This window comes from Streptomyces sp. NPDC058864, assembly GCF_042742985.1.
GTDB lineage: Bacteria > Actinomycetota > Actinomycetes > Streptomycetales > Streptomycetaceae > Actinacidiphila.
On the sequence record NZ_JBHYMQ010000069.1, the window covers coordinates 1 to 17,690 of the forward strand.

13 protein-coding genes are annotated in these 17,690 nt (G+C 72.5%); 10 read left to right on the forward strand and 3 right to left on the reverse strand.

Annotated elements, in window-relative coordinates; translation table 11 throughout:
* Positions 1–74 precede the first annotated feature (74 nt).
* Positions 75–1,475 (reverse strand): dihydrolipoyl dehydrogenase, encoded by a 1,401-nt coding sequence (lpdA, locus tag ACFW3D_RS34290; RefSeq protein ID WP_500511104.1) that lies wholly within the window; start codon positions 1,473–1,475, stop codon positions 75–77.
* Positions 1,476–1,629: 154 nt separating this feature from the next.
* Positions 1,630–2,334: a glycoside hydrolase family 75 protein gene (locus ACFW3D_RS34295; protein WP_500511106.1), complete on the reverse strand. Its 705-nt coding sequence runs from the start codon at positions 2,332–2,334 to the stop codon at positions 1,630–1,632.
* A gap of 203 nt (positions 2,335–2,537) precedes the next feature.
* On the opposite strand from ACFW3D_RS34295, the gene ACFW3D_RS34300 reads away from it, so the two are divergent.
* The gene (locus ACFW3D_RS34300) at positions 2,538–3,548 is read left to right on the forward strand and encodes a polysaccharide deacetylase family protein (protein ID WP_500511108.1); all 1,011 of its coding nucleotides are present in this window, start codon (positions 2,538–2,540) and stop codon (positions 3,546–3,548) included.
* Between the two features lie 112 nt (positions 3,549–3,660).
* Complete coding sequence (locus ACFW3D_RS34305; protein ID WP_500511111.1) at positions 3,661–6,159, forward strand: SpoIIE family protein phosphatase; 2,499 nt, start codon at positions 3,661–3,663, stop codon at positions 6,157–6,159.
* 53 nt (positions 6,160–6,212) lie between these two features.
* On the opposite strand, the gene ACFW3D_RS34310 is transcribed toward ACFW3D_RS34305, so the two are convergent.
* Complete coding sequence (locus ACFW3D_RS34310; protein WP_500511113.1) at positions 6,213–8,111, reverse strand: potassium channel family protein; 1,899 nt, start codon at positions 8,109–8,111, stop codon at positions 6,213–6,215.
* A gap of 455 nt (positions 8,112–8,566) precedes the next feature.
* Here ACFW3D_RS34310 and ACFW3D_RS34315 point away from each other — a divergent pair, with 455 nt between their 5' ends.
* From ACFW3D_RS34315 to ACFW3D_RS34350, 8 genes are all read left to right on the forward strand, one after another.
* A complete protein-coding gene (locus ACFW3D_RS34315) occupies positions 8,567–9,379 on the forward strand; it encodes an SDR family NAD(P)-dependent oxidoreductase (protein ID WP_500511115.1) in 813 nt (270 codons plus the stop codon).
* A gap of 874 nt (positions 9,380–10,253) precedes the next feature.
* A complete protein-coding gene (locus tag ACFW3D_RS34320) occupies positions 10,254–10,625 on the forward strand; it encodes a DUF485 domain-containing protein (protein ID WP_500511117.1) in 372 nt (123 codons plus the stop codon).
* Entirely contained in the window at positions 10,622–12,247 is a 1,626-nt protein-coding gene (locus tag ACFW3D_RS34325; RefSeq protein ID WP_500511119.1) for a sodium/solute symporter, read from the forward strand. The genes ACFW3D_RS34320 and ACFW3D_RS34325 overlap by 4 nt, the downstream gene beginning before the upstream one ends.
* A 226-nt stretch (positions 12,248–12,473) precedes the next feature.
* Entirely contained in the window at positions 12,474–13,310 is an 837-nt protein-coding gene (locus tag ACFW3D_RS34330; RefSeq protein WP_500511121.1) for an ABC transporter ATP-binding protein, read from the forward strand.
* Positions 13,303–14,019, forward strand: a complete 717-nt coding sequence (locus tag ACFW3D_RS34335) for an ABC transporter ATP-binding protein (protein WP_500511123.1) — start codon at positions 13,303–13,305, stop codon at positions 14,017–14,019. The genes ACFW3D_RS34330 and ACFW3D_RS34335 overlap by 8 nt, the downstream gene beginning before the upstream one ends.
* 30 nt (positions 14,020–14,049) lie before the next feature.
* Positions 14,050–14,895: a branched-chain amino acid ABC transporter permease gene (locus ACFW3D_RS34340; protein WP_500511126.1), complete on the forward strand. Its 846-nt coding sequence runs from the start codon at positions 14,050–14,052 to the stop codon at positions 14,893–14,895.
* Between the two features lie 6 nt (positions 14,896–14,901).
* Positions 14,902–16,014, forward strand: a complete 1,113-nt coding sequence (locus ACFW3D_RS34345) for a branched-chain amino acid ABC transporter permease (RefSeq protein ID WP_500511129.1) — start codon at positions 14,902–14,904, stop codon at positions 16,012–16,014.
* Positions 16,015–16,120: 106 nt separating this feature from the next.
* Positions 16,121–17,437 carry an ABC transporter substrate-binding protein gene (locus tag ACFW3D_RS34350; protein ID WP_500511131.1) on the forward strand — a complete coding sequence of 439 codons (1,317 nt, stop codon included), beginning with the start codon at positions 16,121–16,123 and terminating at the stop codon, positions 17,435–17,437.
* Positions 17,438–17,690 lie beyond the last annotated feature (253 nt).

The window sequence follows — 17,690 nt, forward strand, 5'->3', positions numbered from 1 at the left end:
CCGCCGCTTTGCGCCCAAAGGGCGCGAGACGGCGGGACAGCCGAACCACCGGCGCCGAGGTGCCCTCCGCGCGCTCAGAAGTTGATCATGTGGCCCGCGAGGCCGTGGACGGCCTCCTGGACGGCCTCGCTGAGCGTCGGGTGGCCGTGCACGTTGCGGGCCAGTTCGGCGGCCGTGAGGTCCCACTTCTGGGCGAGCGTCAGTTCCGGCAGGAGTTCGGTGACCTCGGGGCCGATCAGGTGGCCGCCCAGGAGCTCGCCGTACTTCGCGTCGCTGATGAGCTTCACGAAGCCGCTCGCGTCACCGAGGCCGTGCGCCTTGCCGTTGGCGGTGAAGGGGAACTTGGCGACGCGCACGTCGAGGCCGCGCTCGCGGACCTGCGCCTCCGTCCACCCGAAGCTGGCGATCTGCGGCTGGCAGAAGGTGACGCGCGGGATCATCACGTAGTCGAGCGACATCGTCTCGGCCTCCGCGATGGTCTCGGCGGCGACCACCCCCATGGCTTCGGCGGCGTGCGCGAGCATCAGCTTCGCGGTGACGTCGCCGATGGCGTAGATGTGCGGGACGCTGGTGCGGCAGAACTCGTCGATGTCGATGGCGCCGCGCTCGGTGAGCCGGACGCCGGTCTGCTCCAGGCCGTAGCCGGAGATCCGCGGCTGGAAGCCGATGGCCTGGAGGACCTTGTCCGCCTGGAGGGTCTGCCGCTGACCGCCGGTGGTCACCATGACCTTCACCGAGTCGCCGGCGTCGTTGATCGCCTCCACCCGGGTCGAGGTGAGCACGTCGATGCCGAGCTTGCGGTACTGGCGGGAGAGTTCGGCCGAGACCTCCTCGTCCTCCAGCGGCACGATCCGGTCGAGGAACTCCACGAGGGTCACCTTCACCCCGTAGTTGTGCAGGACGTACGCGAACTCCACGCCGATCGCGCCGGCGCCCGCGATGAGCATGCTCCCCGGGAGCGTGTCCGTCATGATCTGCTCCTCGTACGTCACGACCCGCTCGCTGAGCGAGGTGCCGGGGAGCAGCCTGGTGGTGGCGCCGGTGGCGATGATGCAGTGGTCGAAGGTGACGGTCTCGCTGCCGCCGGAGCCCAGCGCGACGTGGAGGGTGTGGTCGTCGGTGAAGGTGCCGTGGCCCTCGAACTTCGTGATGTCGTTCTTCTTCATCAGGAAGTGGACGCCCCTGACGCGGCCGTCGGCGACCTTGCGGCTGCGCGCGAAGGCCTCGCGGTAGTCGAAGCTGACCTCGCCGTTCACCCGGATGCCGAAGGTCCTGGCCTCCTTGGTGAAGATGTGCGCCAGTTCCGCGTTGCGGAGCAGGGCCTTGGAGGGGATGCACCCGACGTTGAGACAGACCCCGCCCCAGTAGCGCTCCTCGACGACCGCCGTGCGCAGACCCAGCTGGGCAGCCCTGATCGCGGCAACGTACCCGCCGGGCCCCGCGCCCAGGACGACGACGTCAAAGTGTGTGCTCATGCGGCGACCCCCTGTGTGGACCACGGTGCGGAAGCTCGAGCGGGCCGGAGTGTCCCGTGGCCCACGATCACGTGCCGGGGGCGGCCGCGCAACACGGGGGAGGCGTCCGCCGCGTCACATCGGCCGCCCGGCGTACGTCCGGGTCGACGGCGGGTCAGTTGTTCGCCAGGAACTGGCGGGCGAGCGCGTCGCCGGCGGAGACCGCCTTGGCGTGGCTCTCGATCGGTGAGACCGACGAGTTCTTGAAGAGGATGTACGTCACACCGGACTCCGCCCCGCCGGTCTCCGGGTCGGGGTCGATGCCGAGGGCCTGAGCGGTGGCGTAGGAGGCCTCGCCGATGATCGCGGTGGGGCCGGTGTCGCCGACGACGGCGTACTCGACCCGGCCGCCGTACACGACGGCGACGACCCCGCCGCCCTTGATGCCGGCGCCGCGGTAGTCCCAGGTGCCGCTGGGGCTGGGGACGACGACGTAGGGGAGGGTCTCGGCGTTGAGCGGGCGGCCGTCCGACTGGTGGAAGGCCGTGTCGTCCTGGAACCAGGGGTCGGTGTCCCAGTTGCAGCGGGCCGTGACCTGGCCGTCGCAGTCGATGTCCATGTCAGCCTTCCAGAACACGGCGCCGTTGGCACCGCAGACCGGGACGGTGGCGGTGGTCTCCTCGTCGGTGCGGTACCTGCCGTTGGAGATCTGGCTGCAGCCATTGACCTTGGCCAGTAACTGGGCGGCGGTGACGGAGCCCTCCTGCGGGCTGCGGGGGGACGCTCCGGCGGGGTCTGCGGCGCCGGCGGCGGGGGTGAGGAGGGCTGCCAGCAGGGTGGCTCCGGCACCGGCGGTGGCCAGTACGAGGCGCTTGCGCACGACGGACTCCTTCCGTTAGGAAACTTTCCTAACCTGCATCCTGACATCTTGTCGGGGTCATGCCAAGAGGACGAAGGTCCCGCCGGCGAAGGACCAGGAGATGACCGAAAGACCGAGGGCGCGCCGCCGCGCGCCCCCTACGGTGGGTGGCTGATCCGATCCGCATGCCCGGCATGCGGCGGCCGGCCCCAGGAGGTACCACCGTGGCACTGACGACCCGCGCGACCCGAGCGCTCGGAGCAGTCGCGGCGGTGACGCTCGCCGGAGCCACGCTCGCCGCCTGCGGCACGGAGCACATGATGCAGAACGCCGGTGCCGCCCACTCGGCACCCTCCGCCCCCGCCACCGCGCCGCCCGCCACGTCTTCCGCGCCGTCGACGCCCTCGTCCGCGCCCTCGTCGGCCCCCGCCGCACCGCGCTCCACGGAGCCCGGCACCCCGTCCGGCACCCCGGGCGCGGCGCACACCCCGGCGGGCACCGCGCACCACGGCCCCGCCTCGCCGGGAACCGGACGGCCGCAGGCCCCCGGGAACGGCTCGGACGCACCCCGCGGCACCGCGGCCCACGGCACCTCCGTCCATGCCCCTGCCCGCGGCACGTCCGTGACCCCGCTCTCGATCCAGCACGGCGTGGAGGCCCCGGGCAGGTCGGTGGCGCTCACCTTCGACGACGGCCCGGACCCGGTGTGGACCCCCGAGGTCCTCGAGGTGCTCGCCCGGCACCACGCCAAGGCCACCTTCTGCGAGATAGGCCCCAACGCACGGGCCCACCCCGACCTGGTGCGGCGGATCGCCGCCGCGGGCCACCGGCTGTGCGACCACTCCGTCCACCACGACGAGGCGCAGAGCGGCAAGTCCGAGGAGTACAACCGGCACGAGATACTCGACGCCCAGAGCGAGATATCCCGCGCCGCCGGTTCCGGCGGCACGCCGCTGTGGTACTACCGCGCCCCCGGCGGCGACTTCTCCCCCGCGATCCGCGCCATCGCCGCCGGCCACGGGCTGCGTCCGCTCGGCTGGACGGTCGACTCCGACGACTGGCGCCGCCCCGGTGCGGACGCGATCCTCGCGACCGTGAACCGAGAGCTGAAGCCGGGCGCCATCGTGCTCATGCACGACGGCGGCGGCGACCGCAGCCAGACCGTGCAGGCGCTGGAGACCCTGCTCGACCGGCTCGACGCGGGCGGCTGGACGTACACCTTCCCGCAGCGCTGATCCGGCCGCCGCGGTCGGAGGACAAAGGGCGCGACCCGCCTTCTTCTCACACCCCGTGACGTTTCCCCGCACACGGGCTGCGCCGGGGCCCCGGAGGCGGTGTAATGACCACGTGGTCAGCGACGGCGCGAAAGGACGCAGAGTTCGGGCGCTGTCCGCCGAGCTCGCGCTCAAGACGCTCCGATCCGACCTTGGCCGGTCCGCCCGCCTGCGATCCGTCATCGAACAGGCACTGGTCTTCACCGGTGCGACCCATGTCGCGGTGTACGCACCCTCGGAGACCGGCGGCGAGTTGTGCCTGGTCGCCTCGGCCGGGGTGCCGCGCACCCTGCACGGGCTGCGCCAGAGCTACGCGACGGACGGCGGTTCACCCATGGCCGTCGCCGTGCGCCAGGACCGCGTGGTGACGGCGGGACCCGCGGAGGTCGCCCGGTTGACGGGGAACGGGACGTCAGAAGCGCTGGAGGTCTCGCTGACCGCCCTGCCTCTGCGGGCGGACCACGTGTCCGTCGGATGCCTGGTGGCGGTCACGGACCAGCCGGGCGGCTTCGACGCCGACGACCGCCAGAGCCTCGAGCTGTTCGCCACCGCGATCGGCCATCCCGGCCCCACCCCCGGCGACGCGTGCGGCGACACCGATCCGGTGGCCGGTGCGGAGTCCCGGGGCACCGGGTTCACCCTCGACATGGACACCGGCTGGATCAACGTCGGCGACGACGTGCTCGCCCTCTTCGGCCTGGAACCCGCGGGGTTCGACGGCCGGGTGGAGACCCTGCTCGCGCTGACCGTCCCCGAGGACCTGCCCGCCCTGATGTCGGTGGTGGAGGCCGGGCACATGGCCACCGGCGACCGCGAGCTGGAGTTCCGCATCCGCCGGCCATCCGGGGAACTGCGCTGGCTGCGGCTGCGCGGGCGGGTGCTGTTCGCACCGGACGGCCGTCCGGTGCGGCTGCTCGGCACGGTCGGCGACGCCTCGCGGATGCGGGCCGGGGTCAACGACGTGGGACGGGTGCAGCAGCTCGCCGCCGACCTGGCCAACGCCTCGACCGTGCGCGACGTCAGCACGGTGGTGGTGACGTCGCTGCGCCGCCCCCTGAACGCCGATCGGATCGCGCTCGCCGAGCTGGAGAACGACCGGCTGGTGGTCACCGTCCTCGACCCGGCGGACCCTTCGGCGTGGCCCGAGGTGTGGCGCACCGAATGGCGTTCGGAATGGCCGGACGCGCCGACCAGGGCCATGCCCACGCTGGCGACCGCGCTGCGCGAGGGCCGGGTCGGCTTCTGGCCGGCCGGGGCACCGCTGGAGTCCACGCTGGCCGGGGTGGGTCCCGGCGGCCTGGCGGTGCTGCCGCTGCCCGCGGCCGGGCGGGTCGTCGGATGCTGCCTCATCGGCTGGGACCAGCCCCACGAGTTCGGCACGGACGAGCGTGCCGTGCTGACCGCCGCGGCCGGCCTGGTCGGGCAGGCGCTGGTGCGCGTACGGGCCTTCGACGCCGAGCACGAACTGGTCGGCACCCTCCAGCGCACCTTGCTGCCGCGCCGGCTCCCGGTGCTGCCGGGCGGCGTCGCGGTCGCCCGCTACCTGCCGACGACCGGCGGGCTCGAGGTCGGCGGCGACTGGTACGACGTCATACCCCTGCACGACCACCACGTCGCCCTGGTCATCGGCGACGTCCAGGGCCACAACGCCGGGGCGGCCACGCTCATGGGCCAGATGCGCACCGCGATCCGCGCCTACGCCGTGGAGGGCCACTCCCCCGACGTCGTCGTGTCGCACGCCAACCGCCTGCTGGTGGGCATGGAGACGGACCTCTTCGCGACCTGCTGCTACGTCAGCGTCGACATGGAGGAGGGCAGCGCCTGGTGCGTGCGCGCCGGTCACCTGCCCCCCGTGCTGCGGCTGCCGGACGGGAGCACGCAGACGCTGGAGGGCGACGGCGGACCCCCGCTGGGCGTCGTCGACGACGCGGACTTCCCGCTGATCCCGCTGCGACTGCACAACGGCACCGTCCTCGCGCTGACCACGGACGGCCTGGTGGAGTCCGCCGAGCTCACCATGGACGAGGGCATCGCGCGGATGTCGCGCGAACTGTCCGAGGCCGACCCCGCCCACCTGGGCCGCATGGCCGACGCGCTGTTGAGCGGCGCGACCCGCAGCGACGACGTGGCGCTCCTGCTGATGCGCTACGACGGCATGGCCGTCAAGCCCGTGCGCGAGAGCTGGACGGTGTGGCGGCTCCCCGACGCCGCCTCGCACGCCCGCCGCTTCACCGCCCGCACCTTGCGCGCGTGGGGGCTCGGCGAGGCGGCCGACACGGTGCTGCTGGTCGTCTCGGAGCTGGTCACCAACGCCCTGGTGCACACCGAGGGGCAGGTCCGGCTGGACCTCACCCTCACCGGCGACCGGCTGCGGATCGCCGTCGGCGACGGCTCCCCGCGGACACCGGTCAAACCGGCGATCATCAACTGGCACGACACCGGCGGCCGCGGCATCCTCCTCGTCGAGGCCATGTCCGCCGCCTGGGGCACGATGCCGCTCAGCGGCGGCAAGCAGGTGTGGTGCGAGATCCCCGTCCACCCTCCGCACACCGGCCCGGGCAGCGCCGGCTGACGCGGAGTGCGCCTTCCCCCGGGCCCCTCCGACCGTGCACTTGGGCCGCGGGGTCAGCGGTCGGTACGCCCGTCCCGGCGTCCCGGCGGATGCGGCTGCACGCCGGTCATCAGGACGTCCATGCCGCGCCTTGTCGTGGCCAGGACGACACGGTCACCCGCCCGCAGGACCCGGCCGGGGGCGGGTCGCCAGTCGAGACCGGGCGACCGGTCCAGCCGGATGCCGGCCAGGGTGTCCACGTCGGAGGACACCCGGGCCACCTCGGCCGTTCCGACCGCGAGCAGCCGCCACTCGTTCTCGCGGAACGCCTCGTACACCGAACGCCCCTCCAGTTCCGGGTGCCCGGCGACATCGACGACGGTGAACAGCAGCGAGCCCCGTTCGACCGGCATGACGCCCAGTACGTGACGGCCCATCATCGCGGCGGCGAACGACGGGGCCGCGAGCGCCGAGACGCTGCGGCTGCGCGTGAGCGAGTCAGGGTAGGACGCCCGCAGGGTGCGCTGGACGGTTGCGGCGAAATCGTCGTTGTGCAGGCGCATCACGACCCGGACGTCGGGGTTGGCTTCGCGGGCGGCCATCACGATGTCGAGGTTCTCTCCGTCGTCCCGGGTGAGCACGAGCAGCGATGTGCTGTGTCCGATGCGCGCCCGGTCCAGGACGCCCGGCATCCCGGCGTCCTCGAGCAGCAGCGGGACTCCGAGTTCGCGGGCCAAGGCGACACCCCGCGCATCGGGGTTGCGTTCCACCACGACGACCTCGTGGTCCGTGGTGTGCAGCTGGGCCAGCACGCGGGTGCCGACCTTGCCGAGCCCTACCAGGACGATGTGGCCGGCCATCTCGCCATGGGGCGGATGCCCGGCGGAGGCCCTGCGGAAGGCTTCGGTTGCGTTGACCGTCGCGGCCACGACCAGGGGGAGGACAGCCAGGCCCACGAATCCGGCGACGAGCTGGAGGAAACGACGGGCCACCGACTCGCCCGTGGCGGGGTCGCCCATCGTGAAGATGTCCAGCAGGGGCAGGTAGACGTTCTTCCACCACGGGTGCTCGTCCGCGAACAGCGCCGTGGCGGCTGCGAGACCGAGCACCACCGCGGCCAGCACCCCGAAGACGGCGCTCACCTCGCGGGAGAGGAAGACCCTCCACGGCAGGTGCGACAGGTGGGCCGCCAGCCAACTCCCCGCGCGGCCGCGGCGCGCGCGTACGGCCGGTTCCGGCCCATGGTGGTGTGTCACCTCCTCCAGCGCCAGGCGGCCGTGGGTGAACTGGCGGTGGTAGGCCGTGTAGGTGTCCGGCAGCAGCTGGGTGCCGTCCTCGCCGGGGGTCTCGGCACTGTCCTCACTGGCCGGGTCGTCCCGGTGCGCACCGGACAGCACGGCGAGTGTGGCCAGGTCGCGCGTACGGCCCGGTGTACCGGCCGCCCGTACGACACCGCGAAAGACCTTCCCCTCGACCTGCAGGGTGTGTCCGTGGCCGACCGCGGCGGCCGCGACGAGTTCCGGTACGGCGGTGTCTGCGTCCGAGAGCACCGTGGTGGACGCGACCGGTTCCGGCTCGTCGCCGCCGTCCCGGCCGGCGGTGACGGCGACCGCCCGGTCGAGCAGGTGCTCCAGGTGGCGCCCCCGCTCCCGGTTGAACATGCGGATGACCAGACGTACCGAGGGGTTGAGGCTGCGCGCCAGGAGAGCGGCGGTCATGTTGACCTGGTCGTCGCCGTAGGCCAGAGCGAGAGCCGCCGCACGGTCGACACCCGCTTCCAGGAGGGTCTCCTCGTCGGGGTGGGGGGCCACGATCAATTCGATCGGCGACCTCGGATCGCGGTGCAGCGCGGCGATCTCCGCACCGTACTCGTCACGCGGGGACGGAAGCACGACGGTCACGGCCTCGCCGCACACCCCGTCCAGCTCAACGGCGAGCCGGTGAGTGAGGCTGTCGTCGCCACAGATCACCATGTGTTGCGATCTTTGACCAACTGATGTCTGACCGAGTTCAGTTGACGTCACATCAGTGAAGCATGACGGGTCGGGGCGGGCCGGTTCCCCCACGCGGCCGGATGAGGCGCCAAGATCCCGTCAATATCAGCACACTGGTGCAGAGCACGTCAGAGGGACGTCAAGGGACGGGCGAGGAGCTTGCCCCCGTCCCCGGCGGCAGCTTCCATGGAGTCCGTGGACAGCGCCTGGCTCCTTCTCGACCGGCCGCCCCATCTCGGTGGGCTGCCGCGTCGTCCGCCGCGCTGCCCGGAACCGCTCGCGTCCGCCTCCCGCTGACGCCGGCGCGTCATCCCCCGCCGACAGGACGCCGAGAATCCGTTTCCGGCGCCCCTTCGTTCGGCAGCTCAGTCCTCCTTGTACGCCGCACGCGTCCTGAACGCGTACACGGCGTACCCCGAACTCCGGATTGGACCATGTCTCACTCCGCCCTTTCCTCCCGTACGGTCCTCGTGACCGGGGCCACCTCCGGCATCGGCTACGAGACGGCTCGACAGCTCGCCGAAAGGGGTGCCACCGTGCTGATGCACGGCCGCACAGCCGAAGAGGCCCGTGCCGCAGCCGACCGGCTCATCGCCACGGCCGGCGTCGACGCCGGCCGGCTGCACCCCTACGCGGCCGACTTCGCCCACCTCGACGAGGTCGAGACCCTGGCCCGCGAGGTGAGCGAGCGGCACCCGCACCTGGACGTGCTCGTCAACAACGCCGCAATCGCCGCACCGGAACGGCACACCGTCACCGAGGACGGCAACGAGATCGCGTTCCAGGTCAACTTCCTCGCCCACTACCTGCTGACCTGCCTGCTGGAGCCGGCGCTCACCAGCGAACCGGGTGGCCGGGTGGTCAACGTGTCCTCCTCACTGCACCGCACGGCCTCGATCCAGTGGGGAGACCCCAACCGCGCTCGTCGCTACTCCAGGATCGCCGCCTATGCGCAGTCCCAGCTCGCCCTCACCGTCTTCGCCGCCGACCCGCGCGTCACCGCGGTGTCCCTGCACCCGGGGGTGTGTGCCACGGCCCTGCTGCCGTTGTACGCCCACGAGGGAGTCACCGCCGCCGAGGGCGCCTCGTACGTGACCCGCCTGTGCGACCCGACGGTCGAGATCGTCAACGGGGCGTACTACGACCGTGCCGAACGCGTCGACCCCGCGCCCGCGGCCACTGAGGACCGTACCGTCAGGCGTCTCAACAAGCTGGCGGATCTGCTGGTCGGCGACCGCACCGTGTGAACGCCCCGGCCGCACGTCACGACTTGGGGTGAGCCGCCTCCGGGCTCCCGGTCACCGCGCCCTGCTCTTCCGCCGTGGCGCTGTGCCATGGGAGCGCCGGTGCGGACTTCGGCACAGGCGCCCCGGCCTGTCCGCGCCGCCCGGATCGCGGGCGGCACGGACGGGCCCGGGGCAGGCGAGCCTTTCCGTGCCCAAGCCCTGCGCGTACGGCGGCACCGTCCGGGCCCGCCGCCGGGTCACCACCGACCCGGCGGTCGTGCACACGGTCTCGAAGCCGTTTGCCCTTGGCGCCTTCCGCCTCATGGACGCGCGCCCCTCCGTCACGGACAGAGCCCGACGGACACGAACAACCCGACACGAGCATGTCCCCCGCCTGCGATGACCACACACCGTCGCGGGCCGGCGGACACGAACCGTCTCCGACCCCGCGGTCCCGCTCTCGAAGATCGACGCCGCTCTCCCGCCACACCCTTGCCCGGGGCGAACGACCCCAACTGCCGACGGCCCCTTCTTCCACGGTCGAGCGGCGCCTCGTCCCGTGCGAGCGGTGTCCCGGGGGACGCGTCCCGTGTCCGGTCCGCTCCGCGCCGAGCTCCTTCGATGGCGATCAGGAGGTTCCGCGCCACCGCCACCCGCGACCGCAACCCCAACCGGTACAGGATCGCCCGCAAGGGCAGCCTGCGCCTGCCCGGTTGACGAAGGGCCGGTCGGCTTGGTGCTCCAACCGTGACCTGCAGCACCTCTTCCCGACATGCCGACCAGTCGGTATCGTGCGGCCACCCCGGGGCACGACGCCCCCGGGTACCGGCCGAACCTGCCCGTCCCCCCACCGCGCCCGCACACCCTCGCCACGCAAGCCGCTTGGAGACGCGCGATGACGTACTACGGCGACACCTGGCACCACTGGCAACCACCGCCACCGGCAACGGCACCACCACCGAGACCACCTGTGCGGCCCGTCGAGCTCGGACGGCTGCGTTCGGCCTACCGGCTGCTGCGGCGGGTCTCGGCGCTCACCGCGCTCGGCTACTTCGTGGCCTTCCTGCTGCTCTCCGTCCTCGCGCGGGACACGATGGGGACGCGGGTCGCCGGAGAGCTCACGCTGGGCACCCTGATGGGGTTGTCGCAGCTCGCCGTCACGTTCGCGGCGATCCGCTGGTACGAGCGCAGCGCGCGGCGGTCGGTGGACCCGCTGGCGCAACGCGTACGGCAGCACGCGGAGACGGCCGGCGGGGCCGCCCGGTGAACGAGTTCGCGGCCGCGTACGACTCGGGGACGCAGACCGTCGTCCTGCTCTTCTTCACGTTCCTGGTGACCTGCACCCTGTTGCTGAGCGTCTTCGCCGGGCCGGAACGGGACGACCTCGCGGAGTTCTACACCGGGTTCCGCACGCTCACCCCGTTCAAGAACGGCCTGGCCATCGCGGGCGACTACATCTCCGCCGCGACCGTGCTCAGCACCACCGGCATCATCGCGCTCTTCGGTTACGACGGCTTCGTGCTGGCGACCAGCACCGGCATGTCGCTGGTGGTGCTGATGTTCCTGCTCGCCGAACCCCTGCGCAACGCGGGCCGGTTCACCATGGGCGACGTCCTCGCCCGTACGATGCGCGGCCGGTCGGTGCGGATCGCCGCGAGCGTGGTCACGCTGGCCGCGTGCCTGCCGTTCCTCATCGTGCAGCTGTCGGGGGCGGGTTCGCTGCTCACCGCCATCCTGGGCATCCACCTCGACGGCGCGCGCACCGTCTCCATCGCCATGATCGGCACCTTGATGGTGGTCTACGCGGCGATGGGGGGCATGCGGGGCACGGCGCTCATCCAGATCGTCAAGATCGTGATGCTGCTGGGCAGCAGCGCCGTGGTCGCCGCGCTCGTGATGAGCCGTTTCGGCTGGAGCGCCGACGCGCTGCTGCGCGCCGCGCAGGCGGGCAGCGGGGCCGGCGAGGCGTACCTGCGGCAGGGCCTGGAACTGGGGCGGAACACCGCCGGGAAGCTGGACTTCATCGGGCTGCAGCTCACGGTCGTCCTGGGGGTGGCGTGCCTGCCGCACGTGACGATGCGTCTGTACTCGGCGCCCGACGCCCCCGCGGTGCGCCGCTCGATGTCGTGGGCGGTCGGCGCGGTCACCACGTTCTGCCTGCTGGGCACGGTCATGGGGGCGGGCGCCGCCGCCATGGTCGGCGCACGGCTGATCACGGAGACCGACCCCGAGGGCCGCACCTCGGTGCTGATGCTGGCCCGGGCGTTCGGGGAGGCCGCGCCGTCGATCGGCGAGACGCTGCTGTACGCCGCGGTCTGCGGGACGGTGTTCGTGACGCTGCTGTCGTCGGTGTCGGGGCTGACCCTCGCCGCCGCGTCGTCCCTGGCGCACGACCTGTTCGGGCACGCGATGCGCGACGGGCGCGCCGCCCCGCGCACGGAGCTGGCGGTGGCACGGTGGGCGGCCGTGGGCGTCGGCGCGACGGCGGTGGCCCTTGCCGCGCTGGTCCAGGACTGGAACGTCGCCGTCATGACGACGACCGCGCTGGCGATCGGGGCCTCGGCGGTGGCGCCGGCCCTCACGTACTCGTTGTTCTGGCGGGGCTTCGGCCGGACCGGCCTGCTGGCCGCGCTGTACGGCGGCACGGGGTGCGTCCTGCTGCTCACGGTGTTCTCGACGGCGGTGTCCGGCGGTCCCACGGCGCTCTTCCCTGACCGGGACTTCCACTGGTTCCCGCTGCAGACCGCCGGGTTGGTGTCCATCCCCTTCGGCTTCCTCGCCGGCCGGCTCGGCAGCCGCTACGACCGGCGGCGCCGCGACGGCACGGCCGCCGAGAGCAGGAGGCGCTACGAGGCGGGCGAGGCACGGCTGCTCGCGGGCGCCGGCTAGCCGAACTCCCCGTCACCGGGGGCTTGTCAGCACTTCGGACAGGGGTCACCCTCAGTCGGAACCGAATCCGATTCTGATTCGGTCGGGCCGGGAGGAGCCCATCCGGAGGGCGGGCGGCCCCGCCGCCGGAGCGCCGGGGCCGCCCGCGCGATCCGATCCCCGATCCCCGATCCCCCGCCCCTCTCGTCCCGTACCACCCCGCCGAACTCCCAAGGAAGGGTGACTGGTGGAAAGCCTCCTGCGCATCGACGGACTCGAGGTCTCCTTCGGAGGCCTGTCCGCACTCGATGCGGTGTCCCTGTCGGTCCGGCCGGGCGAAGTGCTCGGCGTCATCGGGCCCAACGGGGCCGGAAAGACGACCCTGTTCAACGCCGTGTGCGGCTTCGTGCGCCCGGCCGCCGGGACGCTGCACTGGCAGGACCGGGCGCTGCCCTGGCCCCGCCCGCACCAGCTGGCCCGGCTCGGCATCGCCAGGACCCTGCAGGGCCTGGGACTGTTCCCCCGGCTCACCGTGCTGGAGAACGTCATGGTCGGGGCGACCCGGCACGCGCGGGCGGGCTTCACCTCCGCGCTGCTGGGCCTGCCCCGTTCGGACCGTGACGAGCGGCTGCTGCGTCACCGTTCGCTGGCCGTCCTGCGGGAGCTCGGTGCGGAGGACGCCGCCGGCCGGCTCCCCGGCGAACTCCCCTACGGGGTGCAGAAGCAGGTCGCGCTCGCCCGAGCGCTGGTCGGCGAGCCGCGCCTGCTGCTGCTCGACGAGCCGGCCTCGGGGCTGTCCGAGGAGGGCATGCGCGAACTGGGCGAGGTCATCTCGGGGCTGCGCGAACGGATGGCGGTCGTCCTCGTCGAGCACCACATGGACCTGGTCATGCGGGTCTGCGACCGGGTCCTCGTCCTCGACTTCGGCAAGGCCATCGCCTACGGCACCCCGGACGAGGTGCGCGACGACCCGCTGGTGACCGAGGCGTACCTCGGCGACGAGGTCGCCGAGGGGACACCGGCACCGGCCGACACCCCGGCGCCGGCCGAACCCGGGGCGCGAGAGGAGTCCTCCCGTGCTTGAGGTCCGTGAACTCGCCGTCTCCTACGGCATGGTGCGGGCCCTGGACGAGGTGTCCCTCACCGTCGGCCAGGGGAGCATCACCGCCGTGCTCGGCGCCAACGGCGCCGGCAAGACCACGCTCCTGCGCACCGTCAACGGACTCGTCCGGCCCCGCTCCGGCAGTGTCCTGCTCGACGGCACCGACATCACCCGGCTGCCCGTCGAGGAGGTCGTCCGGCTGGGTCTGGCCCATGTGCCGGAGGGCCGCGGGGTCATCACCGAGCTGACCGTCCACGACAACCTCCGCCTCGGCGTGCTGTGGCGGGGCCGGCGCGAGCGCAGGGCGCTGCAGTCCGCCGGCCTGGAGGAGGTGTACGCCCTCTTCCCCGCGCTGGCCGAGCGGCGCGCACGGCTCGCGGAGACGCTCTCCGGTGGCGAGCGGCAGATGCTGGCCATCGGCAGGGCGCTGATGACCCGGCCGCGGCTGCTGCTGCTCGACGAGCCGTCGCTGGGGCTCGCGCCCCGCGTCACCGCCCAGATCCTCGCCGTCCTGCGGGAGTTGCGGGAGCGGCAGGGGCTCACCGTGCTCCTGGTGGAGCAGAACGCGCGCAGCGCACTGTCCGTCGCGGACCACGGCGTCGTGCTGAACCTGGGGCGGGTGGTCGCGTCCGACGCGGCCGCGAGCCTCGCCACCGCGGACGACCTCCGCCACGCCTACCTGGGGTTCTGAATGTACTTCATCAATCTGACACTCGGTGGGGTGAGCAGCGGCATCGTCTATGCGGCGGTGGCGCTGGCCCTGGTGCTCATCTGGCGGGCGACCCGGATCGTCAACTTCGCCCAGGGCGGCATGCTGATGATCACGACCTTCGTCGCGCTCGGCGTGATCAACGCGACCGGTTCGTACTGGCTCGGGCTGCTGGCCGCGCTCGCATCGGGGTTCGTCCTGGGGGCGGTCGTGGAGCGGGTGCTGGTCCGCCCGATCGAGAACGGGCCGCCGATGAACGCGGTGATCGTCACCCTCGGTCTGCTGCTGTTCCTGCAGGCGGTGGCCGGGATGGTGTGGGGCGGTTCGCCGCGCTCCTTCCCGCCGCTGCTGGGCATCAAGGGCTTCACGGTGGGCGACGCCCGGTTGCTGCTGTCGCCCTCGGACCTGTTCGTCATCGGGGCCGTGCTCGTGGTGATGGCGCTGCTCGTGCTGCTCTTCCGGGTCACCCCGGTGGGGCTGCGGATGCGGGCGGCGGCGTTCTCCCCGGAGGTGGCCCGGATGTTCGGGGTGCGGGTGGGCCGGGTGCTCACGCTGGGCTGGGCGCTGGCGGGCGCGGTCGGGGCGCTCGCCGGTGTCCTGGTGGCGCCGGCGACCTTCGTCGGGCCCAACCAGTTCGACGCCGTGCTGGTGTTCGGCTTCGCCGCCGCCGTCGTCGGGGGGCTGGACAGCCCTCCCGGTGCGGTGGTCGGCGGGCTGGTGGTCGGGCTCACCCTCTCCTACGTCTCGGGGTACCTGGGGTCCGAGGTCGCGCTGCTGGGCGCGCTGGCGGTGCTGATGACGGTGCTGATGATCAGGCCCAACGGCCTGTTCTCGCGTACCTCCGTGCGACGGGTGTGAGGGGTCATGACCGAAACGACCGACACGACCGACACGACCGGCTCCACGAAGGACCTGCGGTCCCCGCTCGGGGGCCCGGCCGTGGCCGGCCTGCGGGCCCGGCTGCGGGGACCGATGGACCGCACCGCGGTACGGCACCTGTCGCCCGCCCTGCTCGGGCTGCTGGTGGTCTGCGGCGTCAGCGCCCTGCTGTCGCCGTACCAGAACCTGGAGGTCGCCACCGTCGCCACCTACGTGTGCGCGGTCGCCGGGCTGACCGTCCTCACCGGGACCAACGGCCAGATCTCGCTGGGCCACGGGGCGCTGATGGCGGTCGGCGCCTACGGGACCGGTCTGTTCCTGACCGAACTGGGCTGGTCGCTGGCCGTCTCGCTGGTGGCGGGCACGGCGGTCACGGCCGCCCTCGGCGCGCTGGTGGGCACGGCGGCGGCGCGGCTGCAGGGACCGTACCTCGCGGGCGCGACCCTCACCCTGGCCGTCGGGCTGCCGGCGCTCGCCAACTACCGCCACCTGACCGATCTGCTCGGCGGCGAGAACGGGCTCGTGGTGAACTCTCCCCCGCCGCCCGAGGCGCTGGGGCCGTACTTCCCGCTGGAGCGCTGGCAGGCGTGGGTCTGCGTGCTGTGCGCGGTGGTCGTGCTGGTGCTCCTCGCCGACCTGGGGCGCAGCCGCGTCGGCCGGTCGTGGCGGGCGATCCGGGACGACGAGGTCTCCGCGGCGCTGGCCGGCATCCACGTGGCCCGGCTGCGGGTGCTCGCCTTCGTGGTCAGCGCGGCCTGCGCGGGACTGGGCGGCGGGCTCCTCGCGGTGGTCAGCTCGCTGGCCGCGCCCGGCGCCTTCCCGCTGGCGCTCTCGCTGTCCCTGCTGACCGCGGCGGTGCTCGGCGGCCTGGGCAGCCTGGCGGGCGCCGTGTACGGCTCGGTGCTCCTCGTCCTGCTGCCCAACTGGACGGGCGACGTGGCGGACGCCCTGCACCTGTCCCGGGGCTTCTACGCGAACCTGCCGCTCGCCCTGTACGGCCTCGCCCTCGTCCTGTCGATGCTCCTGTTCCCGCAGGGCATCCAAGGGGCCCTCATCCGTCTGGTCCGGCGGCTCCGCACCCGGGGTTCCGGTACCTGACCGTCCCATCCCGTCCCATCCCGTCCCATCCCGTTCCCCGACCACCGGCACGTCACATGAAATCCGTCGAGAACCCACCGAATCAGATTCGGTTCCAGGAGGGGTCATGAGAAGAAGTCACCGACAGGGCCTGCGGCTGCGCGGCGGCGCCGCGCTGGCCGTGCTCGCCCTTGTGCTCACCGCCTGTTCGGGCGGCTCCGGCAGCGGTTCGGCCGCGCCGGGCGTCACCGAGGACAGCATCGTCATCGGCAGCCACCAGCCGCTCACCGGTCCCGCGGCGCCCGGGTACAGCAACGTCTCCGCGGGCGCCAAGGCGTACTTCGACCACGTCAACGCCAGCGGCGGGGTCAACGGGCGGAAGATCGACTTCCGGTACAAGGACGACGCGTACAACCCGACCCAGACGGTCAAGGTCACCAAGGAACTCGTCCTGGAGGACAAGATCTTCGCGATGGTGGGCGGTCTCGGCACGCCGACCCACACCAAGGTGGTCGACTTCCTCAACAGCCGCCGGGTGCCCGACCTGTTCGTGTCCTCGGGCTGCCGTTGCTGGGACGAGCCCGACAAGCACCCGCAGACCTTCGGCTGGCAGCCGGACTACCTCGTCGAGGGCAAGATCCTCGGCCGGTACATCAAGGAGAACTTCCCGGGCAAGAAGGTCGCCTACTTCTACCAGGGTGACGACTTCGGCAAGGACGGCGTCGAGGGCCTGGACCAGTACATCCCCAAGGAGTCGGTGGTCAGCCGGCAGAGCTACCAGCCCGGCGGCACCGACATCGCCCCGCAGGTCACGGCCATCGCCCAGTCCAAGGCGGACGTGGTGGTGCTGTTCACCATCCCGACGTACACCGCGCTGTTCAAGCTCACCTCGCTCAAGCTCCGGTACGACCCGCAGATGGTGGTGACCAACGTCGGTTCCGACCCGACCACGCTGGCGGGCCTGCTGCAGTCCTTCGCGAAGCAGGCGGGCGGCACGGCCGACCCGGCGGCGCTCATGGACGGCATCATCACCGACACCTACATGCCGCCCACCAACGACGCCTCCAACAGCTGGATCAAGCTCTTCCGCGGGATCCACGACAAGTACATCCCGAAGCTGCCCTTCGACGGCAATGTCGAGTTCGGGATGTCCATGGCCTACACCTTCGTCCAGGCGCTGCAGGGCGCCGGGAAGAACCCCACGCGCGAGTCGCTGGTGAAGGCCGTGGAGAAGGGCGGCTTCACCGGGCCCGGGCTGGTGCCGTTCCGGTTCAGCGAGGACTCCCACGCGGGCTACACCGGCGTCCAGATCGGCATCCTGAAGGGCAGCACCGAGGTCGCCCTGCAGGGCACGCCGCTGGTGACGGACGACGAGCAGGGCGCCATCACGCCGTACACCACGGCGCCGCCGGAGGCCCCGGCCAACGGCATCCCGGCGTCCTGAAGGCCGACGGGTAGTGTGCTGCCACTCCAGGCAGTGGGTTCACGGCGCGACGCGACCGTGACGGACGGAAGGTCCCGGGATGGGCGACACACGCGGTGACGAGCTGCTCATCGGCGATCCCGCGGACCTTCCCACCACCGGTGGGGCGTCCGGGCCGGCCCCGGCCCCGCCGCCCCGCCGGGCGGCGACCACCCCGCCGGCGCGGCTCCCGGCGGCCCCCGGGGGGGTGGGGGGGTGGGGGGGGGGGGGGGGG

Bases quoted from the DNA above. Each gene is read 5' to 3' on its own strand.
- ACFW3D_RS34320 (WP_500511117.1), top strand. From the start codon at position 10,254: ATGACGTACTACGGCGACACCTGGCACCACTGGCAACCACCGCCACCG.
- ACFW3D_RS34345 (WP_500511129.1), top strand. From the start codon at position 14,902: ATGACCGAAACGACCGACACGACCGACACGACCGGCTCCACGAAGGAC.
- ACFW3D_RS34315 (WP_500511115.1), top strand. From the start codon at position 8,567: ATGTCTCACTCCGCCCTTTCCTCCCGTACGGTCCTCGTGACCGGGGCC.
- ACFW3D_RS34310 (WP_500511113.1), bottom strand. From the start codon at position 8,111: ATGGTGATCTGTGGCGACGACAGCCTCACTCACCGGCTCGCCGTTGAG.
- lpdA (WP_500511104.1), bottom strand. From the start codon at position 1,475: ATGAGCACACACTTTGACGTCGTCGTCCTGGGCGCGGGGCCCGGCGGG.
- ACFW3D_RS34350 (WP_500511131.1), top strand. From the start codon at position 16,121: ATGAGAAGAAGTCACCGACAGGGCCTGCGGCTGCGCGGCGGCGCCGCG.